This window comes from Gordonia sp. DT218 (genome assembly GCF_049847105.1).
GTDB lineage: Bacteria > Actinomycetota > Actinomycetes > Mycobacteriales > Mycobacteriaceae > Gordonia.
Genome location: NZ_JBNCNS010000003.1, coordinates 373,150 through 395,441, shown reverse-complemented (window position 1 = coordinate 395,441; position 22,292 = coordinate 373,150). Strand labels below are relative to the sequence as shown.

The 22,292-nt window shown below is 68.4% G+C and carries 22 protein-coding genes; 9 read left to right on the top strand and 13 right to left on the bottom strand.

Annotated features, from left to right (window positions below; translation table 11 throughout):
• Positions 1 to 16 precede the first annotated feature (16 nt).
• The gene (locus tag ACPXCG_RS13350; protein ID WP_425792448.1) at positions 17 to 1,570 is read right to left on the bottom strand and encodes an adenylate/guanylate cyclase domain-containing protein; all 1,554 of its coding nucleotides are present in this window, start codon (positions 1,568 to 1,570) and stop codon (positions 17 to 19) included.
• A gap of 24 nt (positions 1,571 to 1,594) precedes the next feature.
• Positions 1,595 to 2,881: an adenylosuccinate synthase gene (locus ACPXCG_RS13345; RefSeq protein ID WP_425792447.1), complete on the bottom strand. Its 1,287-nt coding sequence runs from the start codon at positions 2,879 to 2,881 to the stop codon at positions 1,595 to 1,597.
• 90 nt (positions 2,882 to 2,971) lie between these two features.
• Here ACPXCG_RS13345 and ACPXCG_RS13340 point away from each other — a divergent pair, with 90 nt between their 5' ends.
• Positions 2,972 to 3,607, top strand: a complete 636-nt coding sequence (locus tag ACPXCG_RS13340; RefSeq protein ID WP_425792446.1) for a hypothetical protein — start codon at positions 2,972 to 2,974, stop codon at positions 3,605 to 3,607.
• Positions 3,604 to 4,428, top strand: a complete 825-nt coding sequence (locus ACPXCG_RS13335; RefSeq protein WP_425792445.1) for a site-2 protease family protein — start codon at positions 3,604 to 3,606, stop codon at positions 4,426 to 4,428. The genes ACPXCG_RS13340 and ACPXCG_RS13335 overlap by 4 nt, the downstream gene beginning before the upstream one ends.
• On the opposite strand, the gene ACPXCG_RS13330 is transcribed toward ACPXCG_RS13335, so the two are convergent.
• From ACPXCG_RS13330 to ACPXCG_RS13315, 4 genes are all read right to left on the bottom strand, one after another.
• The gene (locus ACPXCG_RS13330) at positions 4,395 to 5,048 is read right to left on the bottom strand and encodes a pyridoxamine 5'-phosphate oxidase family protein (protein ID WP_425792444.1); all 654 of its coding nucleotides are present in this window, start codon (positions 5,046 to 5,048) and stop codon (positions 4,395 to 4,397) included. The genes ACPXCG_RS13335 and ACPXCG_RS13330 overlap by 34 nt on opposite strands.
• A 57-nt stretch (positions 5,049 to 5,105) precedes the next feature.
• Positions 5,106 to 6,020: a cation diffusion facilitator family transporter gene (locus ACPXCG_RS13325; protein ID WP_425792443.1), complete on the bottom strand. Its 915-nt coding sequence runs from the start codon at positions 6,018 to 6,020 to the stop codon at positions 5,106 to 5,108.
• An 82-nt stretch (positions 6,021 to 6,102) separates the two neighbouring features.
• Positions 6,103 to 7,206: an FUSC family protein gene (locus ACPXCG_RS13320; RefSeq protein WP_425792442.1), complete on the bottom strand. Its 1,104-nt coding sequence runs from the start codon at positions 7,204 to 7,206 to the stop codon at positions 6,103 to 6,105.
• A complete protein-coding gene (locus ACPXCG_RS13315; RefSeq protein ID WP_425792441.1) occupies positions 7,203 to 7,640 on the bottom strand; it encodes a DUF3151 domain-containing protein in 438 nt (145 codons plus the stop codon). The genes ACPXCG_RS13320 and ACPXCG_RS13315 overlap by 4 nt, the downstream gene beginning before the upstream one ends.
• A 229-nt stretch (positions 7,641 to 7,869) precedes the next feature.
• Between ACPXCG_RS13315 and ACPXCG_RS13310 the strand changes: the two genes are divergently transcribed.
• Together ACPXCG_RS13310 and ACPXCG_RS13305 are read left to right on the top strand one after the other, a co-directional pair.
• Positions 7,870 to 9,696: a hypothetical protein gene (locus ACPXCG_RS13310; protein WP_425792440.1), complete on the top strand. Its 1,827-nt coding sequence runs from the start codon at positions 7,870 to 7,872 to the stop codon at positions 9,694 to 9,696.
• Positions 9,693 to 10,010 (top strand): hypothetical protein, encoded by a 318-nt coding sequence (locus ACPXCG_RS13305; RefSeq protein ID WP_425792439.1) that lies wholly within the window; start codon positions 9,693 to 9,695, stop codon positions 10,008 to 10,010. The genes ACPXCG_RS13310 and ACPXCG_RS13305 overlap by 4 nt, the downstream gene beginning before the upstream one ends.
• 174 nt (positions 10,011 to 10,184) lie before the next feature.
• On the opposite strand, the gene fbaA is transcribed toward ACPXCG_RS13305, so the two are convergent.
• Entirely contained in the window at positions 10,185 to 11,222 is a 1,038-nt protein-coding gene (gene fbaA, locus ACPXCG_RS13300; RefSeq protein WP_425792438.1) for a class II fructose-bisphosphate aldolase, read from the bottom strand.
• 202 nt (positions 11,223 to 11,424) lie between these two features.
• On the opposite strand from fbaA, the gene ACPXCG_RS13295 reads away from it, so the two are divergent.
• On the top strand, positions 11,425 to 12,462 hold the full coding sequence (locus tag ACPXCG_RS13295; RefSeq protein ID WP_425792437.1) for a DUF368 domain-containing protein: 1,038 nt from the start codon (positions 11,425 to 11,427) through the stop codon (positions 12,460 to 12,462).
• The gene (locus ACPXCG_RS13290; RefSeq protein ID WP_425792436.1) at positions 12,459 to 13,202 is read left to right on the top strand and encodes a DedA family protein; all 744 of its coding nucleotides are present in this window, start codon (positions 12,459 to 12,461) and stop codon (positions 13,200 to 13,202) included. Before ACPXCG_RS13295 ends, ACPXCG_RS13290 begins: the two co-directional genes overlap by 4 nt.
• A 33-nt stretch (positions 13,203 to 13,235) precedes the next feature.
• Here ACPXCG_RS13290 and ACPXCG_RS13285 read toward each other — a convergent pair whose 3' ends face one another.
• Positions 13,236 to 13,841, bottom strand: coding sequence for a TetR/AcrR family transcriptional regulator (locus ACPXCG_RS13285; protein ID WP_425792435.1), 606 nt, complete (start codon positions 13,839 to 13,841; stop codon positions 13,236 to 13,238).
• Between the two features lie 71 nt (positions 13,842 to 13,912).
• Between ACPXCG_RS13285 and ACPXCG_RS13280 the strand changes: the two genes are divergently transcribed.
• The gene (locus ACPXCG_RS13280) at positions 13,913 to 14,971 is read left to right on the top strand and encodes a hypothetical protein (protein WP_425792434.1); all 1,059 of its coding nucleotides are present in this window, start codon (positions 13,913 to 13,915) and stop codon (positions 14,969 to 14,971) included.
• 9 nt (positions 14,972 to 14,980) lie between these two features.
• Here ACPXCG_RS13280 and ACPXCG_RS13275 read toward each other — a convergent pair whose 3' ends face one another.
• Positions 14,981 to 16,126: a phosphatase PAP2 family protein gene (locus ACPXCG_RS13275; RefSeq protein ID WP_425792433.1), complete on the bottom strand. Its 1,146-nt coding sequence runs from the start codon at positions 16,124 to 16,126 to the stop codon at positions 14,981 to 14,983.
• A 101-nt stretch (positions 16,127 to 16,227) separates the two neighbouring features.
• Between ACPXCG_RS13275 and ACPXCG_RS13270 the strand changes: the two genes are divergently transcribed.
• Positions 16,228 to 17,211: an MOSC domain-containing protein gene (locus tag ACPXCG_RS13270; protein WP_425792432.1), complete on the top strand. Its 984-nt coding sequence runs from the start codon at positions 16,228 to 16,230 to the stop codon at positions 17,209 to 17,211.
• A gap of 36 nt (positions 17,212 to 17,247) precedes the next feature.
• Here the strand turns inward: ACPXCG_RS13270 and ACPXCG_RS13265 are convergent, their stop codons facing one another.
• From ACPXCG_RS13265 to ACPXCG_RS13250, 4 genes are read right to left on the bottom strand one after another with little or no spacing between them, the layout of a single operon-like run.
• The gene (locus ACPXCG_RS13265; RefSeq protein WP_425792431.1) at positions 17,248 to 17,913 is read right to left on the bottom strand and encodes a TrmH family RNA methyltransferase; all 666 of its coding nucleotides are present in this window, start codon (positions 17,911 to 17,913) and stop codon (positions 17,248 to 17,250) included.
• A gap of 3 nt (positions 17,914 to 17,916) precedes the next feature.
• Positions 17,917 to 18,480 (bottom strand): orotate phosphoribosyltransferase, encoded by a 564-nt coding sequence (locus tag ACPXCG_RS13260; RefSeq protein WP_425792430.1) that lies wholly within the window; start codon positions 18,478 to 18,480, stop codon positions 17,917 to 17,919.
• A 54-nt stretch (positions 18,481 to 18,534) separates the two neighbouring features.
• Positions 18,535 to 19,602 carry a hypothetical protein gene (locus tag ACPXCG_RS13255; protein ID WP_425792429.1) on the bottom strand — a complete coding sequence of 356 codons (1,068 nt, stop codon included), beginning with the start codon at positions 19,600 to 19,602 and terminating at the stop codon, positions 18,535 to 18,537.
• Positions 19,603 to 19,606: 4 nt separating this feature from the next.
• Positions 19,607 to 20,632 (bottom strand): D-2-hydroxyacid dehydrogenase, encoded by a 1,026-nt coding sequence (locus ACPXCG_RS13250; protein ID WP_425792428.1) that lies wholly within the window; start codon positions 20,630 to 20,632, stop codon positions 19,607 to 19,609.
• A gap of 340 nt (positions 20,633 to 20,972) precedes the next feature.
• On the opposite strand from ACPXCG_RS13250, the gene ACPXCG_RS13245 reads away from it, so the two are divergent.
• Entirely contained in the window at positions 20,973 to 22,292 is a 1,320-nt protein-coding gene (locus ACPXCG_RS13245) for an aspartate aminotransferase family protein (RefSeq protein ID WP_425792427.1), read from the top strand.

The following is a 22,292-nucleotide window of genomic DNA, read 5'->3' as shown; positions in this document are numbered from 1 at the left end:
CGACACGGCGACTCGCTCAGGTGTCATCCGGGTCGGCGATCCGTGCCGCATGGACCACCGTCTCCGCCGTCCGGCCGCGCAGAGTGGTGGCCTCCTGTTGCTCCCATCGCGCGGCCTCCGGCCCGGCCGCCTCGACGGCATGACCGGACGCGAGCGGACGCGCCGGATCCCGTTTGGCCAGTTCCGAGAGCCTCGCGCTCTCGTTGACCGCATCGCCGATCACCGTGTACTCGAATCGTTCGATGGCGCCGACGTTTCCGGCGACGACCCGCCCATAGCTGACACCGATGCCTGCGGCCAGATCGGGCACGTCCCGGGCGAGGCCGTCGGCGATCTGCCGGGCGGCGGACAGCGCGGCGCCGGCCGGGTCCTCGAGGTCGATCGGCGCCCCGAAGATCGCCAGCACCGCATCACCTTCGAATTTGTTCACCAGACCGTGCCGGCCCTCGACCGCTGCGACGATCACCGCGAAGAACCTGTTGAGGATCTCGACCACCTCGGTCGGGCTGTGTCGCGACGCCAGCGTGGTGGAACCGATCACGTCGACGAACACCACCGCGACGATGCGTTCGGAACCGCCGAGCTCCGGATCTCGTTGCAGCGCAGCGGCAGCGACGTCGCGCCCGACATGCCGGCCGAAGAGATCCTGCAACCGCGCACGCTCTCGCAGCCCGGTCACCATGCCGTTGAAGCCCACCTGCAGGTCACCGAGTTCGGTGCCGTCGTAGACCACCAGATCGACGTCGGTGTCACCGTCCTGGACCCGCTTCATCCCCGACCGCACGCTCCGGATCGGCCCGGTGATACTGACACTGGACAGCACGGTCAGGATCAGCCCGGTCCCCAACGCGATCACCGCCAGCACGGTGACGCCGATGAACAGGTCGAGTTTGTCGGTGTCGTCGCGGAACACGCCGAAGAGCACGACGAGCAGGATTCCGGTGATCGGGATCGCGGAGCCGGCCAGCCAGGACACCAGTGACCGGGCCCGCACACCGCTGCGTTTGCGGCGACCGTATCCGGCGCTGATCACCTCGGCGAGGACCGGCCGCATCGCGAATTCCACCAAGAGGTACGAGTTCGCAACCACCACAACGCCACTCAGTGCGACGACGAAGAAGATCTTGGGAATGAGGGCGGGATCGAGAACCCCGTACATGATCGTGAACATCACGGTGGCGACGCCCCAGAGCATCCCCTGGATGGCGACCAGCCGCCACGGCGCGCGCTGGGTGCGGCGAGCGTCTCGCGCGCTCGGCTGCCGGCCGCGGATCGCCCATCGCAGATCGCGGACCACCACCACGGTGCCGAGTCCGATGCCGACGACGAACGCGGCCCCCACATAGACGGGCAGCACGAGGAAGTTCACCCACCAGAGGCGGGCCTGGAACACCGACGGCTGCGGAATCCCGACGCCGGTCAACAGGATCGCGACGCCGGCGCCGATCAGGTTGGCGACCACGATCATCCCGGTCAGCAGGGTCTGGATGCGCAGGCGCTGACGGAAGGAACTCTCGTCGGCGGACCCGAGCAGAATCGACCCGTAATCCCTGCTGCCCTGCGCCGTCATCGAGTCCCCCGCCGGCCCTTCCGCTTACACGATCTCGCGACGAACGATGGTCTGTTCCCGGCCCGGCCCCACTCCGATGCACGAGATATGAGCTCCGGCAAGCTCTTCCAGTCGAAGAATGTAGTTCTGGGCGTTCTGTGGCAGGTCCTCGAAGGTCCGGCACTCCGAGATGTCCTCCCACCAACCGGGCATCTCCTCGTAGACCGGCTTCGCGTGGTGGAAACCGGTCTGCGTCATCGGCATCTCGTCGATGCGTTCGCCGTCGACCTCGTATGCCACGCAGATCGGCACCGTGTCCAGGCCGGAGAGCACGTCGAGCTTGGTGAGGAAGTAGTCGGTGATGCCGTTGACGCGCGTGGCATACCGCGCGATGACGGCATCGAACCAGCCGCAACGACGTGCGCGACCGGTCGTCACGCCGACCTCGCCGCCCGTCTTGGCGAGGTACTCGCCCCACTCGTCGAAGAGTTCGGTGGGGAACGGTCCCGACCCCACGCGGGTGGTGTAGGCCTTGAGGATGCCCAGCACGGTGGTGATCTTGTTGGGACCGATCCCGGAGCCGACGGCGGCGCCGCCGGACGTCGGATTAGACGACGTGACATACGGATACGTGCCGTGGTCGACGTCGAGCAACGTGCCCTGCGACCCTTCCAGCAGCACCGTCTCGCCCTGTTCGAGGGCCTGGTTGAGCAGCAGTCGGGTATCGGCGATGCGGTGCTTGAACCCCTCGGCCTGCTCGAGCACCTCCTCGACCACCTGCGCGGGATCGAGGGCACGACGGTTGTAGATCTTCACCAGGATCTGGTTCTTCAGCTCCAGCGCGGCCTCGACCTTCTGCGCCAGGATCTTCTCGTCGAGCACGTCGGCGGCCCGGACCCCGACGCGGGCGATCTTGTCCTGATAGCAGGGCCCGATGCCGCGGCCGGTGGTGCCGATCTTCTTGTTCCCCAGGAACCGCTCGGTGACCTTGTCGATCGCCACGTGGTACGGCATCAGCAGGTGCGCGTCGGCCGAGATGAGCAGACCCGAGGTGTCGACGTCGCGGTCCTCGAGGCCGCCGAGCTCGGTCAGCAGTACCCCCGGATCGACCACCACGCCGTTGCCGATGACGTTCTTCACCCCGGGCGTCAGGATTCCGGAGGGGATCAGATGGAGTGCGAAGGTCTCCCCGTTCGGGAGGACGACGGTATGTCCGGCGTTGTTGCCGCCCTGATACCGAACCACCCACTGCAGCTTTCCGCCGAGCAGGTCGGTTGCCTTACCTTTGCCCTCGTCCCCCCATTGGGCGCCGATAAGCACGATCGCGGCCATGGTCGGATGCTCCTTTGAGTTGGCGCGCTGAACAACAGGCCAACCTTACTTGGTCGACGTCGCATCCAGAGCGGTGGATACGCTATCCGCGTGCCGATTGTCCCGATCACCGAAGCGGCGACGACCGCGGAGAAGCGGGCGATCCGCGCCGCCGTCGCCGATGCCCTGATCGATCCCGACGTCTCACGGGTCGTCGTGACCCCGCTCGACGGGGCCGGGGCCGATGCCTACCTCGCCCAGGTGGTGGCAGCCCTGATGATCGCTGAACGCCTCGATGTGGAGATCGCCTACGCGGCGCCATCGCCGACCCGGGCCACCGTCGTCTACGGACTGCCCCACGGCGTCGGCGCGGCCGCACTCGCCGAGCGCGGCCGGGCGCGGGCGGTACCGCTGATCCGCGACGACGCGGCCACCGTGCTGGTGGGCCGGGCCCGGCACCTCGGCGCCGACGACGCGAAACTGCACGGCGAGACCTATGTGGACAACGAGCGCCTCTTCACCGGCGAGGTCCGCGGGGTGGAGATCGAACCTCTCCGCACCGCGCCCGGTCTCCGGGCGCGGCTCGATCGGCCCCTGATCAGGGGCCGATGGCATCTCGGGCGGGCCGCGCAGACCGGCGGCACCAACATCGTCGTCGAGCGTGAGGGGACGGTCACGCCGCGGGTTCTGAAACGGTCGACGTTTTACCGGCATCATGTGGACATGAACCTGGTGTTGCTGCCATGACCACCACGACCCGCGAGATCGCCCGCGCCGTCCGCCCGGGCCCGGTCTTCCTCGGCCTCGTCGTGGTGGCGGTGATCGGCGGGTGGATCGTGGCCGGTTCCGAGCCCGGACGCAATCTCGAGTCGGTCGGCGGGACCCTGCTCGTCGTCCTCGCCGGCTGGGTCATCTCGCTGTGCCTGCACGAGTTCGCCCACGCGGTCACCGCGTTCCGGTTCGGCGACCGCAATGCCGAACTCCGCGGCTACCTCACCCTGAACCCGTTGCGCTACACCCATCCGGGGCTGTCGCTGGGACTGCCACTGCTGATCATCCTGTTGGGCGGCATCGGTTTTCCCGGCGGCGCGGTCTACGTGAACCAGCACGGGTTCACCCGCGTCCAGCGGACGATCGTGTCGCTGGCCGGCCCGGCCACCAACGCGCTGCTCGGCGTCGCGCTCCTGCTGGCCGTCCGGTTCGCCGCGCCGGACTCCTCCGGCGCCCAGGGCTTCGGCGCGTCGAACGTCCTCTACATCGTCGACGGGCTCAACCTGTGGGCCGCGTTGTCGATGCTGGCCTTCCTGCAGATCACCGCCGCAGTGCTGAACCTGCTGCCGGTGCCCGGTTTCGACGGCTACGGCGCGATCGACCCCTACCTGTCGGATCAGACCCGCGCGTCGGTCAGCAAGATCGCCCCGTACGGATTCCTGATCGTCTTCGCACTGCTGTTCATCCCGTTCCTCAACCGCGCGTTCTTCGATCTCGTCTACTGGCTGTTCGGCCTGTCCGGGGTACCGAGTGCACTCGCGTCCTACGGCTGGGACCTGTTCGTCTTCTGGCGGTAGAGGCCGGCAACCGACGCCGGCAGATCGCCGGGGCTCGCGGTGACCGGCTCGTCGTAGACCACCCGCATCGGGATGTGTCCGGTCCAGCCGTCCGATCCCACCCCGTCCGATCCCGGCCCGCCCGACCGCGCCTTGGCCAACCACTGCCCGTCGACGATGGGCAGAGCCAGGATCACGGTGGCCGACAACTCCTTGTGCGTGTGGTCGCGGACCTCCACGCTGCGGCCGGGGAGCACCGCGTCGGAGAAGACATCGAGAGCGCGTGCGGCATCGGACGGGTCGACGCGCTCGAGCGTGCCGCGCACCACCACCGACCGGTAGTTCATCGAATGGTCGAACAAGGTAGCGGCGACGACGAGGCCGTCGGCGACGAAAGCGGTGAACGTCGCACGCGCTCCGGCCGCGACCTGCCGCAGCGCCCCCGCCCCCGAGGACCCGTGGATCAGGAGTCGGTCGCCGTCGCGGGCCACGAGCATCGGCACCGACCACGGGAACCCGTCGTCGGTGACGGTGGACAGCACACCGACGTGGGCTTCATGCAGCACCTGGTCGAGGAGTGCACGATCACCGCCCCGATCGGGTTTACGCGTGAGGGAGGCGAGGTCGGCGTCGTCGGACATGGAAGCCAGCATGACCGGACCGCGACGGATTGTCAGCCGGGTTTCCCGCGGCGGCGCTCACCACCGCAGTTCGTCGTGGCACCGCTCCCGCACGTCGTGCGGATCGACCTGGATGGTGGCGTGCTCGAGACCGTGCCGGGTGAGCACTGCCTGGGCGGCGGTCAGCACCTCGCGATTGGATCCGTTGCTGCCCAGGTGGACCGTGGCGACATCCATGCCGGTGGTGAGCGTCCAGACGTGCAGGTCGTGAACATCGTCGACGGAGGGGATCGCGGCGAGTTCCTGTCGCAGTTCGTCGACGTCGATGTGCGCGGGCGCCTGCTGGTTGAGGATGCGGAGCGCCTCGAGGGCCAACCGCACGGCACGCGGGACCACCCACAGGGCGATGAGGACGGCCACCACGACGTCGGCGTAGCCCCACCCGGTGGTCAGCGCGACCACGCCGGCGATCAGCACACCCACGCTGCCGACCGCGTCGGCGAGGACCTCGAGGTAGGCGCCGCGGACGGCAATCGATTCCTGTGCGTCCGCGCGCAGCAGCAGCATCACCGCGAGATTGACGAGCAACCCGATCAGGGCGACGACGATGAGGGTGAGGCCGGGCACCTCCGGGTCGGTGCCGATCCGTTCCACCGCCTCGTAGAGCACGAAGGCCGCGACCCCGATCAGCAATACGGCATTCGCCACGGCGGTGAAGACCTCGGCGCGATGCCAGCCGAAACTGCGGTCGTCGGTGGTGGCACCGTGTTTGGCCAGCAGCAACGCCACCAGACCCATCACCAGGGCGACGACGTCGGTCAGCATGTGACCGGCGTCGGCGATCAGGGCCAGCGAATCGACCAGCAGGCCCACCACGAGCTCGACGACGAAATAGCCACCGATGATCGCGACGGCAACCGCCATCGGCCAGATCCGGCGATTCGCCACGGATCCGGTCGTGTCGGCGTGCGTGTGTGAGTGTGAGTGGCCCATTTGTCGTCAATATATGCGCATTTTCGCATATATGACAAGAGGTAACCCTAAGTTGTCGCGGGTTCGCCGGGGTCGGTCCGAGTCAGCGCAACGTGGCCATCGCCGAGGACCGGCGCAGTCCGGCAATCATCAGCATGTCGATCAGCAGCGACCGCAGCTCGGCCATCACGGCCGTCTCCGACAGCGCGCTGCCGGTGACCAGCTCGGCCTTGGCCTTGCGCGCGACCGTGCGGATGACGCGCGCGGCGTCGGCCTGGTCGGGCTCCTCGCCCGGTTTGGCGATCATCATCTCGCGCAGCACCTCGAAGGCTTCCGCGACGTCGGCGATGATGTCCACGATCTCCGGTCGCAGAGGCTCGCCGCGCTGGGTCATGCCGAGCGCCCGTCGCGCGATGATCCGGAAATTCCGGACGGCATTGTCGATCGGATCGGCCGTCGCCGAGATACGCGCGAGGCGTTCCCGCGCGTTCCAGTACAGGGGCGAGAGGGTGCTCACCTCGCGACCGCCGCGCATGTCGGCACGCATCTCGTTGATCGCGTCCTGCGTGCCGCGCGCGGAGACGAGCGCCTCGGTGACGGCGTCGACCTCCATCTCGCGAAGGCCGGTGACCAGGGTGCGGGCCGAGTCGCGCATGGTCGCGAGGAGTGCCGCCGCATCGCGGCGGGCCCGGTGGGCCGGATTGACCGGGAACAGCGCCACGATGATCATCCCGACCACCCCGCCGATGAGAGCGTCGATCGCGCGGTGGAACCCGCCGATGCCCCCGGGCGGGAGCAGCGTCGCCACCAGGACGCCCGACGACGCGGCCTGCATGGGAACGAGCGGCCCGTTGTCGAGGAACACGGCCACCGACATCGCCAGCGCGACGACCACCATGATCTGCCACGTACCCGACCCGATCTGCGAGACCAGGACGTCGCCGATGAGGATTCCCAGCGTGACACCTGCGACGAGTTCGACCGAGCGGCGCCACCGTTTACCCAGCGACAGGCCGAGCGAGACGACGGCGGCGATCGGCGCGAAGAACGGCTGCGGGTGGCCGAAGATGTTCACGGCGATCCACCAGGCGGCGCCCGCCGCGAGTGAACACTGCGCGATGGGCACCAGCGACAACAAGAGTCGCCGAACCCGCTGCCGCACCGGCGGCGGTAATCCGTTCAGCCGTCGGCGCAGCCAGTCGGTCAAGCCAGTCCGAGGTGCTGCGCCGCCGTCGGGTCGCTGTCGTTGAGGAGATCCAGACAGCGCAGGTACTCGTCTTCTTCACCGACCGTCCGCGCGGCGCGCGCCAATGCACCGACACAGCGCAGAAAGCCCTGATTGGGCTCGTGGCTCCACGGCACCGGGCCGAAACCCTTCCAGCCGTGGCGGCGCAGCTGGTCGAGGCCACGGTGATAGCCGGTCCGCGCATACGCGTAGGCCTCGATCACCTTGGGCGTACCGGCTCCGGCGTCCGCCGCCGCCAGGGCGGCATCGGCCAGGTACGCCCACGCGATCGAGGCAGTGGGGTGGACGGCCGCGGTCTCGGCCGGATCTGCTCCGTTGAGCAGGTCCGATTCGGCCTCGTCGTCGCCTGTGAGCAGGACCGGCTGCGGTCCGAGCAGATCTCCGAAGGAAGTCACGCCTACATTGAATCACTCCAGAACCGCAGGAGCGTCCTGGCCGCGTACGGCGTCGACGGCTCGTCGATCACCCGACCGGAGTACGTCACAGCCCACCGAGTACGGCACCCAGGGGGGATTCGCTAGGGTGAGTGGCGCGATCGACCAAGCGCAACCGACTCGGCGGGTGACGGCGGGCAGTCGGGGCGGCGACCACATCGATTCGGGAGAAGGCGGGGTGTTCAACACGATGCCTCCATCACGCGACGACCAGGATTCATTGCTCGGCCGCGCCCGCTCCGCATGGCGCAATCGCGGTAAAGACCACGCGGCACAGACCGGCCGCCGCGGCCCGGATGACTCCTGGGTCGCCAGTACGAAGGACGACGACGCAGCGGTGACCGACGCGACGAACAACGAGGATGCGACCGACACGTCGGCAGACGACGCTGCGACACAGGACTTCGGAGCACAAGACCCTGCGGCGCAAGTCACCGGAGCACAGGACACCGGAGCACAGGACACCGGCGCGCAGGGCGAGGCGGTCGACGAGACGCCGTCCGACGAGACCGCGGACGAGTCGTCGAGTGACGGCGCGGAGTCCGAGACGGACGACGAGCCCACCGGAGAAGCCGACGACTCGGCCACAGCGGGCGATTGGGACACAGAGGGCGACTCGGCCACAGAGGGCGATTCGGCAACGGAAGAGCCATCGGCCGAAGGCGACACGGCAGCAGACGCCGGCACATCAGACGACGCCGAGCCCGGCAAGGCGCCGGACTCCCCCGACACCGGTACCGACACCACCGCGGCAGAGACCGAGGCGGCCTCAGGGACCGCGACCGACGAATCGGAACCGGCCGCCGCGGAGGAGTCCACCGAGCAGACCACCGAGGCCCCCAAGGCAGCCCGTCCGAAGCCCAAGGGTGGCCGCGGGATCGACTCGGCCACCAAGGTGATCCGCCGCGAGGACCTGCCCGACATCAGTGAACTCGAGGACCTCGAGAACATCGAGGCCGAGGCCGGTTCCGACGCTGCGGAGACCGCGACCGGCCGCGGTGAGAACACCGGTGAGGACACCGGCGAGAACACCAAGGCGGACAAGCCGAAGACCAAGCGGTCGGGTATCGGTCCGAGCGATTCGGCGACGACGGTGATCCAGCGCGGCGATCTCCCCGATTCCGCAGACCTCGACGACCTGTCCGAAATCGACGCGCTCGGTGCAGGCGGAGGCGCCGCCGCGGGTGCCACTGCTGCGGCCGCTGCCGGCGCGGCCGCTGCCGCCAAGTCCGACCGCACCGACGCCGAGAGCAACACCGATCACGTCGACAGCAACCGCGATCGCGCCGACAGCAACAAGGATCGCGCCGACAGCAACGACGACCAGGACGCGGACGGCTCCACCAAGGCCTTCCCCACCGGCACCGACACCGCAGCGACCGGCACCACCGCGAAGCAGGCGGAGTCCGACGACTCCGAGACCCGGCCGGTGACCAAGGCTGCCCCAGCAACATCGGCAGCGGGTGCGGGTGCGGCGGCAGGCACCACGTCGGCCGCCCAGGGCTGGTCCACCACCGCCCACAAGCCCACCGTCTACCCCGGCAAGGACGACACGTCGAAGCCGAAGCCCGCCAAGGAGTCCTCCGGTCGCCGGCGCTGGCCGCTGCTCGTCGGTGCCGCCGTGGTCGTCGTGATCGCCGTGATCGGCGGGGTCTTCGCGTACCTGAACCTGCGTCCCCCGGCCCCGGCCGACGAGGCCGCCGACGTCGCGAAGGAGTTCTCCACCGCTCTGTACGAGGGCGATCTGAGCACCCTGCGCTCCACCACCTGCGGTCAACGCAACGAGTTCTACACGACGATCAGCGATGCCGATTTCCAGAAGATCTACGACGGCCAGAAGACCCGGAACGAACTCATCCAGGTCAGTGATGTCAAGGCCGTCAAGGTCACCGGCGACGGTCATCAGGCCGTGGTCGAGGTCTCGGCGCTGCACAGCAGCAAACCGGACGCACCTCAGACCGTGACCATCAACCTGCAGAAGTCCGGCGATGATTGGAAGGTGTGCACGCCTCAGTGACCGGCAACGGACCGACCACCCGACTGCCACACAGCGACACCCGGGCACATAGCGGCGCCCCGGCACATAGCGACACCTGGGTTCAGCACAACGCCCCACCACCCCGGAGTCCGCACACGCCGCATCCGCTCGACGCGCCGCCGCAGGCCTACTTCGAGCCCGCAACGCATCCACTGCGCATCGAGCGCCGGACCACCCGGACCACACCGCCGCCACGTCTGCACCGACGTCGGATCGACCCCGCCGTCGTGGCCGCCGCGATCGTCATGGTCGCGCTCGCCGTCGGGGTCGTCGTCGGTCTCGCAACGCTCTGACCCGCCACCCCGCCGACAGCAACCGGAATCCCGCCCACAGCAACACGTTTCGCGCTGACAGCACCCCAATCCTGTGCCAGGACACCCCGAGACGCCGACAGCGCCCGGCCGTGAGCCGGACGCTGTCGGTGATGCTCGGCGTCGGTCCGCAGACCGACGGGCGGGCGGGTCGGATCAGGCGCTGATCGACTTGCCCGTCGACTTCAGGTCTGTGCACGCCTCGACGACACGCTCGGACATCGACGTCTCGGCCTTCTTGGACCACACGCGCGGGTCGTAGGTCTTCTTGTTGCCGACCTCGCCGTCGATCTTCAGCACGCCGTCGTAATTCGAGAGCATGTGCCCGGCAACCGGACGGGTATAGGCGTACTGGGTGTCGGTGTCGACGTTCATCTTGACGACGCCGTAGCTCAGCGCCTCCTCGATCTCGCTCTTCAGCGAGCCGGAACCACCGTGGAAGACGAAGTCGAACGGCTTCGCGCCGTCGGCCAGCCCGAGCTTCTTCACCGCGACCTCCTGGCCGGAGTTGAGCACGTCGGGGCGCAGCTTCACGTTGCCGGGCTTGTACACGCCGTGCACGTTGCCGAAGGTGGCCGCCAGGAGGTAGCGGTTGCCCGAGTCGCTGGCGCCGAGTGCGTCCAGGGTCTTCTCGAAGTCCTCGGGCGTGGTGAACAGCTTGTCGTTGACCTCGTTCTCGACGCCGTCCTCTTCGCCGCCGACAACGCCGATCTCGATCTCCAGGATGATCTTGGCCGCGCCCGCCTTGGCGAGCAGATCCTTGGCGATCTCCAGGTTCTCGCCGAGCGGGACCGCGCTGCCGTCCCACATGTGCGACTGGAACAGCGGGTTCTGGCCCGCGTCGAAGCGCTCCTGCGACACTGCCAACAGCGGACGGACGTAGGTGTCCAGCTTGTCCTTCGGGCAGTGGTCGGTGTGCAGGCCGATGGTCACGTCGTACTTCGCGGCGACCACGTGGGCGAACTCGGCCAGCGCGACGGCGCCGGTGACCATGTCCTTGACCCCGAGTCCGGAGCCGAACTCCGCACCACCGGTCGAGAACTGGATGATGCCGTCGCTGCCCGCGTCGGCGAATCCCTTGATGGCGGCATTGATCGTCGACGACGACGTGCAGTTGATGGCCGGGAAGGCGTATCCGCCCTTCTTGGCCTTGTCGAACATCTCGGCGTACTGCTCGGGGGTTGCAATCGGCATTTCTCGTCCTCCAACCGGATCGGTTTCGCAGTCGTGGTTCACGCTGTCGGAGCGGTCACTCCCGTTCAGTATGGCAAGTGCCGTCCGCGCGCGTGCGACGCCTGGTGTCCGGCGGATGCGGCTCAGCGGTGGGATGTGACGGCGCATGGATGTGACACCGCGCAATGACCGTTATGTCGCATTGTCGGTACGATGGCCCGCAATGTCCACGAACCCGACGACCGCCCCGACGCAGCTTTCCTCCTCGCCCGGGCACGGCGATCCCGCCGATCCCGCCGATCCCGACGCCGATGGGTCGCGCCGACCTCGAGCCGTCGCCGCCAACGTGGTCCGCGGCGCCCTGATCGGTGTGGCCGAGACCGTGCCCGGCGTCTCGGGCGGCACCGTCGCCCTCGTGTCCGGCATCTACGGCCGGCTCATCGGATCGGTCAAACACGTCCTCGACATCCCGCGAATGTTGGTCACCAGGGGCGACTGGCGCGCGAGCGGACGGCAGGTCGACTGGTGGCTGCTGATCCCGGTCTGTCTGGGCATGGCGGTCACGGTCTTCTCGATCGCGGGCGTCATGGAGAGTTTCGTGACCGATCAGCCAGTCGCCTCCAGGGCCCTGTTCATGGGCATGATCGCAATGTCGGTGGTCGTCCCGTTCCTGGAGATCGAGAACGGGGCGCTGTCGCGGCGTCCGGCCAGACTCCGGGCGGTTGGCGTGTTCGCCGCCGCCGCCGCGGTCGCTTTCGCGCTCACCTCGCTGCCCCGCTCCGAGATCGTCGACCCACCGCTCATCCTCACCTTCGGCGCGGCGGCGATCGCCGTCTGTGCCCTGGTACTGCCCGGCGTCTCCGGCTCGTTCTTCCTCCTCGTCGTCGGGATGTACGCGCCGACCCTGGCCGCCGTCGACGCGATGGACATCCGGTACCTCGCCGTGTTCGCTCTCGGTGCCCTGGTCGGCCTGATGTCGTTCGTGCGCGCGCTCGAATGGCTCCTCGCGAACCACCACACGCTCGCCATGGTCGCCGCGGCCGGCTTGTTGTCGGGCTCGCTGCGCGCACTCTGGCCGTGGCAGACCGACGACGGCGGACTGCTGGGTGTCGGCGACGACTGGCCGGTTGCCCTGCTGCTGCTCACGGTGGGCGCGGCGGTCGTGGCCGTGGTCGCGCTGGTACAGCGGCGCCTCTACACCGCCGACGCCTCGGCGGCTGACGCCGAGCATCGCGAGGCCAGGTACTCTGGGGCCCCGTGATCGACTCCGCGCTCGCCCAGACCACGACGAACGTCGCCCTCATGCCGGGATTCCTCGACCCGGTGACCCTCCTCGGGTATTTCGGCGCGTGGGCCTTCTGGGGTCTGCTGCTGGTGATCCTGATCGAGTCCGGAGTCCTCTTCCCCGTCCTCCCGGGCGACTCCCTGCTGTTCGTGGCCGGCATGGTGGTCGCCGCCGGCGGCAAGGAGGGCATCGACCAGTTCGCCTCGCTGTGGCAGCTCCTGATCTTCGTCCCGATCGCGGCCATCATCGGCGGACAGATCGGCTACTGGATCGGCCGCTATGTGGGCACCGCCATGTTCAAGCCGGACGCCCGCTTCCTCAAGGAGCGGTACCTGACCGAGGCTCACGAGTTCTTCGACCGGCGCGGACCGGTCACCATCTTCCTGGCCCGCTTCGTGCCGATCGTCCGCACCATCGCTCCCATCGTGGCGGGCGCCGCGCGGATGAAGTACTCCGTCTTCGTCGTCTACAACGTCGCCGGCGCCATCGTCTGGGGCGCGGGGATCGTGCTGCTCGGGTACTGGCTCGGCCGTTTCGAATTCGTCCAGAACCTCATCGAGCCGATCTTCATCGTGATCGTGGTGCTGTCGGTGCTGCCGATGTTCATCGAGTGGTACCGCAGGCGTCGGACGGCGAAGGCCACCGCCAACGCCGTCCCGGCGGACACCGCCGGCGCTGACACCGATGTGAGCGAGGGACCTGAGACCTACCGCTGATCCACCGTTCTGCCCACACGCCCGGGTGACAACTCACGCGTCCGGACACTCGGTGTGCGGCCGACCCAGTGCCGCGTCCACACCAGCCAGGTACTCGTTCAGGCTCAGCGGTCCGAAGAGCGCGCGGTGGACGATGTAACCCTGCGACACCGCAACCATCCCCCGCGTGATCGCATCGACCTCGGCGACGCGACCGCCCTGTGCGGCGACCCAGCGCGCGACCGCGCCTTTGTAGGCGTCCCGGATCTGGCCGATCGCCTGTTCGACGAGGTTGCCGATCTCCACATCGACCGCCGCCTCCGCCCACATCTGCAGGACGACTCGATGCGGCACCTGATCGTCGTCGAGAGCTCCCAGAAAGACACCGAGGATCTCTCGTGGTGTCTGGGGCTCCGGTGTCTCGAAACGGCTGTCGACCAGGGCTTGCGCCCGCGGGCCGATCACCGACGCCGCCACATCTGCCGCGATCTGCGCCTTTCCGCCGAAGTGCGAGTAGATCGATCCCGTCGACAATCCCGACTCGGCCGAGATGTCGGCGATCGACGTACGTGCGACGCCGCGGGTCGCCATCACCCGTAATGCCGCCGCGACGATCTCGTCACGGCGCGACTGTGCGGTTTCCTGGGTCAGACGAGGCATACAAAAAGAATACTCATTCTGTATAGTAGCCGCGAACGAACCCTGATCGATCGCCACGATGGAGTGTTGACATGACACAGACGACCGCGGACACCACGCCGCGACCCACACGTCCGGTGACCACCTGGCCCGCGGCGATGACCATGGCGCTGCTCGCCGCAGTGGCCATCGGCGTGGTTGTCCTGGCCTTCTTGTGGCCGGTCGCGACCTCGTCGGCAAAAGATCTTCCGGTCGGGCTCGTCGGTGAGCCGGCCGCGGTAGCGCAGGTCGAGCAGAACATCGGCACCAATGCGCCCGGTACCTTCGACACGACCACCTACGCCACGCGCGACGAGGCGGTGTCGGCGATCAAGCGACGTGACGCCGACGGCGCGATCATCGTGGGCCGGACACCGGAAGTACTGGTCGCCTCAGCCGCCGGACCGGCCACCGTGACGATCCTCAAGGGTGTGGCCGGCTCGCTACAGCAGCAGGCGGGAGCACAAGCGGCAAACGCCGGTGCGGGCTCGGCTCCGGCGACCGTCACGACGACGGACATCGTGCCGCTCGCCGAGTCCGATCCGAACGGCTCGGGCCTCAGCGCCCTCGGCTTCCCGCTCGTGCTGGCCGGACTGCTCGGCGGCATCCTGATCGCGCTGCTCGTCAGTGGTGTGACCCGTCGCCTGGCGGCGCTCGTCGTGGTCGCCGTCGTCGGCGGCATCGGCGTGACCCTGGTGACGCACACCTGGTTCGGCTTTCTGCCCGGCGACTTCCTGCCGCTGTGTGCGGGGATCAGCCTCGCCGTGTTGGGCACCGCGTCATTCGTCGTCGGGATGAACGCCCTCATCGGCCCGGCCGGCATCGGCGTCGCCGCGGTCATCACCATGTTCGTCGGAAACCCGTTGTCGGCAGCGACAATTCCGGTGCAGTTCCTCGCCTCCCCGTGGGGAACCATCGGCCAGTACCTCGTCCCCGGCGCCGGGGCGACCCTGGTGCGCGATCTCGGCTACTTCCCCGAGGCGGATGCGACCCGGTCGTGGCTCGTCCTGACGGCATGGGCGGTTGTCGGTGTCGCGTTGAGCGCCCTCGGACATTTCCGGAACCGCGAGGTGGTGCATGTTGCGGCCTTCGAGGAACCGGCCACCGACTGACGGTCTGGCTCAGGGGGACACCGCGTACGCCGCGGCGAGATCGATGCGCAGCCAGCCGCCGTTGGGACCCGACTGGTCGAGCGGATAGCCCGAACGGATCGCCGTGCGGCGCAGGATGTCCAGCCGTTGTGCGTCGGTCAGGCGCGGGAACCGGCTGCGCAGCAGGGCCGCGGCCGAGGCGGGGATCGCGTTGCGCTGGCCCGGCGACACGACCGGGAATCCGTACGTCATCATCCCGCGGTGCTCGGTGACCGCCTGCTGCGTGGTCAGGTACGGCGTATCGCGGGCGATGAAGTCCTTGAGGGGCACACCGATCGAGCGGCCGAGTTGGGCGCGCAACTGCGCACCTGCCTGGTCGACGAGCCGGCCGAACCGCGGGTCGGCCAGCCGGGCGGCGGCGATGTCGGTGCCCATGATCCGGCCGCTCATCACGTCGAGCGGATAGTGCACGCCGAGGACCATGCGGCTCCGACCGATCTCGCCGGCCCGCGCGATGATCTGCGGTCCCAATTCGGGCAGCCAGTACGCCAGCAGCGCGCCCTTCCAATAGGCCATGTTGCTGTGGCCCGAGGGGTAAGAACCGTTGTTCACGAGATCTGCGTAGAGATCGCCGCCCGGGTTGTTGTATTTCCTGATCGACTTGGGCGCCACCACGAACGGCCGCGGATTGTCGTAGTACTCCTTCTCCAGCAGTGTCGTGCCGAGCGGGAGCCCCGCCCGAGCCGTGTCACCGCCGGCCAGCGCGTCGACCTTGGGCAACTTGCCCGCCGCGAGCAGCTGGCGGAAGACAGTCCCCAACCGGTCGCCGAGGGCGTCGGAGAGCGATACCAGCCGGTCGTCGTAGTTGATCGAGATGGCGTCGGCCTGCTGTGCACGGGTTGCGGAATTGTTGATTCCCTTCACCTTCTGCAGGTTCGACGCGATGATGTCCGGACGATCCCGACGGAGCCCCGCGAATCCGTCGAGGACGGGGATGTAGGTGCCAGACGGCGGTACATCGGAGGCGTACGGACCGAAGAGCTCGGCGGGGGTGAACGGGGCCGGGGTGGCCACCGTCGGGGCCGCGGTGGCCACGCCACTCGCGACGAATCCCGTGACGAGGAGAATGGGGGTCAGGACAGAGATGATCGCAGAGCGCAACCGCAGAGTCGACACGGCTCGTAACTCTTCCCCGGTCGTGTTGATTGCGCAAGTGAACGATCCGTTACGGTGTGCGGCACAGCAGCGCGCCTGCGCGGCAGAGCCTGAGGTGATCGATGAGCAGCACAACCGCACATGTCACACAACTGTGGCGTCATCCGGTGAAGTCCATGGCCGGAGAACCACTCGAGACCGCCACCCTCGGCCGCCGCGGAGTGCTCGGCGACCGGTTGTGGGCACTGCACGACGTGGAACGCGACACCACGATCTCGGCGCGCCGACTGCCCGCGGTCCTGCGTTTCGCCGCCCGTTACGTGAGCATTCCCGGCTCCGACGCCGGACCCGGTCGTGCACCGGCCGTGATCGTGACGGCCCCCGACGGCACCGAACACCACAGCGACGATCCCGGCATCCACGCGGCGCTGTCGTCGCGGCTCGATCGTGACGTGCGCCTGATTCCGCTACCCGACGATCCGCGTGCGCATCGGCTTCCGTGGCGAGAGCGTCTCGGCACCCTGACCCCGGGTGCCCTCGCCCGCGATCTCGGGATCGCCCCCGACGAGAAGATGCCGAAGGTTTCGGACATGAATGCGAGAGCACTCGCGACCCTCGCCCGGAACGCCACTCCGCCAGGTAGTTTCGTCGACCTCTGCCCGGTGCATCTGATCAGCGAGGCGAGCACGGCCACCATCGCCGACGCCATCGGCGAGGACCACGTGGACCCGCGGCGCTTCCGTCCGAACATCGTCATCGCCGGAACCACGACCGGACTCCCAGAGGCCGAATGGACCAAGGCCACAATCAATCTCGGCAACGCGCGATTGCACGTCGTCATGAAGACCGTGCGCTGCGTGGTGCCGAGTCGCGAGCACATCGACCTGCCACTCGACAAACGGCTGACCCGCGCGGTCGCCTCGACCTCCGACCGCTATCTCGGTGTCTACGCCGACGTCGTGAGGTCCGGTGAGGTCCGCGTCGGGGACACGCTCACCGTGACGCCCCCGCGGCCGCCCAACCGCTTACAGCGCCTCGCGGGCACCGGACGCACTCTCGCCCTCGACAGTGCGAACCGGGCCGTCGAGCTCCTGCGTCGCCCCTGATCGTCACCGGGACATGGAGTTCCGACGACCGCCGGCTCACCAGGCCCGACCGAGGTCCGCGTGCTGCCGAACCCAGGCATGCATCGCGATCCCCGCGGCCACACCGGCATTGATGCTCCGCGTCGACCCGAACTGCGCGATGGACACCGTGAGGTCGGCGTGACGTTGCGCGTCGTCGCTCACCCCCGGCCCCTCCTGGCCGAAGAGCAACACGCAATCGCGCGGGAGGTCGGCGGTCTCGAGCGGCCGGGCCCCCGGCGTGTTGTCGACCGCGACGACGGCGACCCCCTCCCCGCGCGCCCAATCGATGAGGTCGGCGACCGAATCATGGTGCATCAGATGCTGATAGCGGTCGGTCACCATCGCCCCGCGCCGGTTCCAGCGCCGTCGGCCGACGATGTGCACGGCGGCCGCGGCAAACGCATTCGCCGTCCGGACCACGGTCCCGATGTTGGCGTCGTGCGCGAAGTTCTCGATCGCCACGTGGAACGGATGCCGACGTGCATCGATGTCGGCCACGATCGCCTCGCGCGTCCAGTAGCGATAGGCGTCGACGACGTTGCGGGTGTCACCGTCGGCGAGTAGTTCGGGATCGTATCGGGGATCGGTCGGTGCCGGACCGCCCCGCTCGTCGGCCCACGGCCCGACACCCACCGCCGGTCCCGACCGTGGCTGCCACTCGGTCGGCCCGGGCTCGTCCACGCGTCAGGCCAGCCCGAGGTCGCTCAACCCGAGCAGCGAGCGGTACGGCACGCCGAGGGCTCCGATCACCTCGTCGGCCCCGGTGTCGCGGTCCACCACGGTGGCCACGCCGACGACCGTCGCACCGACGTCGCGGGCGGCCTCGACCGCGGCCGAGGGCGACGCACCGGTGGTGGACGTGTCCTCGACGATCAGGACGTTGCGCCCGGCGATGTCGGGCCCTTCGATCCGACGCTGCATGCCATGTGTCTTGGCCGCTTTGCGCACCACGAACGAGTCGATCTCACGACCGGTCGCATGCATGATCGAGGTGGCGACGGGGTCCGCGCCGAGGGTGAGCCCGCCGACGGACAGGTAATCCCAGTCGGCGGTGAGCTCACGCATGAGGCTGCCGATCAGACGGGACGCCTCGTGATGCAACGTCGCACGGCGCAGGTCGACGTAGTAGTCGGCTTCCTTGCCCGACGACAACGTCACGCGACCGCGCACCACGGCGAGTTCGGTGACCAGCTCGGCCAGTCGGGAACGTCCATCTTCGTTGACGCTGGGCGGCACAGGCGCGGACATGTCACGGCTCATTTCTCGCTGATGGTTTCCGGTGCGCGCCGGACCGTCCGCAGGTCAGTTCCGGCGGTGACGATTCGGGCGATCCGTCGGGGCGTTGGTGCCCGGGGGCATATCGTACGGCCGCGCCGGACGTCCACCGGCCGGTGGTGGCGTCGCGGTGCCCTCCCCCGGATCAGCGGGCGGTCGCGGCCCGCCGGGCGCCTTGGTCGGCGGCTGCGACGGGCGACGTACGGGCATCGGCTGCATCCGCCGGCCGCCGGTCGACGGCGGCCCCGGCTGCGGTGACGCCGGCTGCGGTGACGACGGCTGCGGTGACGACGGCGGAGCGGAATCCGGCACCGCGCTCCAGGCCCGGGTGGGTGCGGGCGGTGCGGGTTCGTCGTCGGGTGCATTCCCGGCGGCCGCGATACGCGCACGACGCTGCTTGTCACGCATGTTCTCGGTCTTCTCGTCCGCGAGCTCGGCGCGGGTAGGTCCATGCGGATCACGCGGGTCCGGGGCGTCCTGCGGATCGTTGACCGGCGGCAACACCCGCAACAGATCCGCGAATCGCCGGACCACCTCGAGCCCGGTGTCGAGGTGATCGGTGTCGGTGGTCAACGGCATCGAGCCGAGCACCCAGTTCCCCTCGTTCCAGAGCACCTCGATGTAGGACGGCGTGGTGTTGGCCAGCGCCACCATCCGCCGGTCACACACCCGGCGGGCCACGTCCAGGTTGTTGGAGAACATCACCCTCGGACCCATGGCACCGAGCAACTCGACGTCTTCCTCGGCCGGGGCGAGCACGTCCTCGTGCCGGAGATCGACAACCACGGACGACGCGACCGAGCGGCGAACCGCCACCACGGTCGCGGTGTCGACGAGATCGAACACCGCCGCCTCCGCACCGGAGTAATGGCCGAATGCAACATCCTGAACCTCGACGTGGTCCGGCACGTTCATCGTCGCGCGATGAAAGACCTTGCGCAGCTTGGTATCCGACTCACGGAACTTGAACTCGTGCTGGTCTCCCCAGACCGCGCGCTGATGCCGCGCAACACTGGAACGCTGGTGATCCAGCCACAACAGGGCGCCGGCACCGGCCAGCGCCAACACGGCGATCACGAAATACACGATGGTCATCGCGCTACAGCCTACTATCGCCGCCGCCGCGCCTCGTGCTCACGACATAACCTCGCTCCTTGTCGACGATGTTTTCCAGCACTTCGGCCGGAGATTGCCCGTCCGCACCGAGGTAGCGGCGCAGATTCGCGAGGAACAGCCGAGCCAGTTCGTCGCGCCAGCCGACCACGTCACCACTCATGTGCGCGGAGATCGCAACGTTGTCCATCGCCCAGAGCGGACTGGACGGATCGAGAGGTTCGTCGGTGAACACGTCGAGCGACGCCGCACCGATCTCGCCGGCCGTCAGCGCCTCGATCATCGCGGGCTCGTCGACGAGCTGCCCGCGCCCGACGTTGATCAGATGGGCGTCGTCACGCATCGCCTGGAGAACGGTCGCGTCGATCATCCGATCGGTCTGCGGTGTGAGTGGGGCGATCGCCACCACGTTGTCGAAGTCACCCACCACAGAGGCCAGATCCGACGTCGGCAGCACGGAGCCGAAATCGGCGTCGGCGTCACGCGGTGTCCGCCCCGCTCCGGTCACTCGCAGGCCGACCGCGCGCAGCAACCGGGCGGTCGCCCGACCGATCCCCCCGGTGCCGATCACCAACGCGGACGATCCCTCGGTCCGAGCGGTATCCCGATGGCGCCACACCCGTTGCGACTGCAAGGCCTTGGAGACGTGTAACTGCTTGTCCCGAGCCAAGATCGATGCCAGGACGAACTCCGCGATCGGCCGGTCGAAGACTCCCGCGGCGTTGGTGACCACGATGTCGGAGTCATTCAGCTCATCGAACAACAGAGAGTCGACGCCGGCCGCACATATGTGCACCCAGCGGAGATCTCCGGCATGTGGTCCCCAATTGTCCTTCAGCGCACCGGAAAAGAAGTCCCACACGAGCAACACGTCGGCGCCGCACAGAGCTTGCGGCAACGTGTCGGCGGTGCAGTGTCGGATGGTCGCGAGGTCGGCGATCTCGTCCAGGTTGGTCGGTGACGGGACACCCGGGGCCCCGAGGAGTGCAATGGTCGGTCGATTGGTGGCCACGCCCCACCGTAACCAGATCCACCCCACCCCGCCGCCGACAGCACCCGGCCCCTCGCCGACCGGGCGCAGTTGCTCGCCGAGCGGGCGCAGTCAGTCGCCGACCGGGCACTCACAACGAGCCCTCGACTCCCTCCACGCCCCGATCCCTGCCCTGACCGCGGCCAACCGCCCGGTCGGCCTGTCCCAGACGACACCTCAGCAGGTCACCGCGTCGAAATGCGCCTCGGCGTGACGCTCAGGTGTCATCTGGGACACCCCATCCGTGGCACCCCGACAATCCACATCCACGGCCCACTGTCGAATTGTTGACAATCCGACGATCGACCGTCACCGTGGACGCATGACCGTCACCGCCGAATCCATGCAGACCGCCCAGACCGCGACGCTCAGCCCCGCGCTCAAACAGGCCACGCCCGTCGTGGTGGACCATGCGCTCGGCTCGTGGATTCATGGCACGGACGGCAACGACTACCTCGACTTCACCACCGGCATCGGCGTCACCAGCACGGGCCACTGCCACCCACGCGTCGTCGCGGCCGCGCAGGAGCAGTGCACCAAGATCATCCACGCCCAGTACACGACCGTGATGCACCCGCCGCTGCTCGAGCTGACCGAGAAGCTCGGACACGTCCTGCCGCTCGGACTCGACTCCGTCTTCTACGCGAACTCGGGGTCGGAGGCCGTCGAGGCGGCGATCCGCCTCGCCCGCATGGCCACCGCACGCCCGAACATCGTCGTGTTCCAGGGTGGGTTCCACGGACGTACCGTGGCCGCTGCCAGCTTGACCACCGCGGGAACCAAGTTCTCCGCAGGCTTCTCGCCATTGATGGCCGGCGTCCACATGTCGCCGTTCCCTTACGCCTACCGGTACGGCTGGGACACCGACACCGCCGTCGACTTCGCGCTGCGCGAGCTCGACTACCTCTTGCAGTCACGAGTCGCGCCCAACGACACCGCCGCCTTCCTCATCGAACCGGTTCTCGGCGACGGCGGCTACCTGCCCACGCCGCCGCGCTTCCTGGAAGGACTGCGTGAGCGCGCGGACCGGCACGGCATCGTGCTGATCCTCGACGAGGTGCAGGCCGGCTTCGGCCGCACCGGCAAGTTCTGGGGTCATCAGCACGCGGCCGACCTCACTCCCGACATCCTCATCACCGCGAAGGGCCTGGCCTCCGGATTCCCGATCTCGGCGATCGCCGCGTCCACCGAGCTGATGAGCAAGGCCTGGCCGGGCTCGCAGGGCGGCACCTACGGCGGCAATGCGGTGGCCGCAGCGGCCGCCGTCGCCACCATCGACGTCATCCACGACGAGAACCTCGTCGACAACGCGCGTATCCGAGGCGAGCAGATGCTCAGCGGGCTTCAGGAGATCGCCACCGGCTTCGACGCGATCGGCGATGTCCGCGGTCTCGGCCTGATGGCCGGCATCGAGTTCGTCACCGGCGGTGACGGCACCACGCCGGTGCCCGATGCGGCCGCCGCCGCGGCCGTCCAGCAGGCCACCACCCGGCACGGGCTGCTGACCCTCACCTGCGGGCCGGCCGGCAATGTCGTGCGGTTGATCCCGGCGCTCGTGGTCACCGAGGACGAGATCGCGACGGGCCTCGAGCGATTCGCCGCTGCCCTGTCAGACGTACTCCCACGCGATACGCTCGGTTGA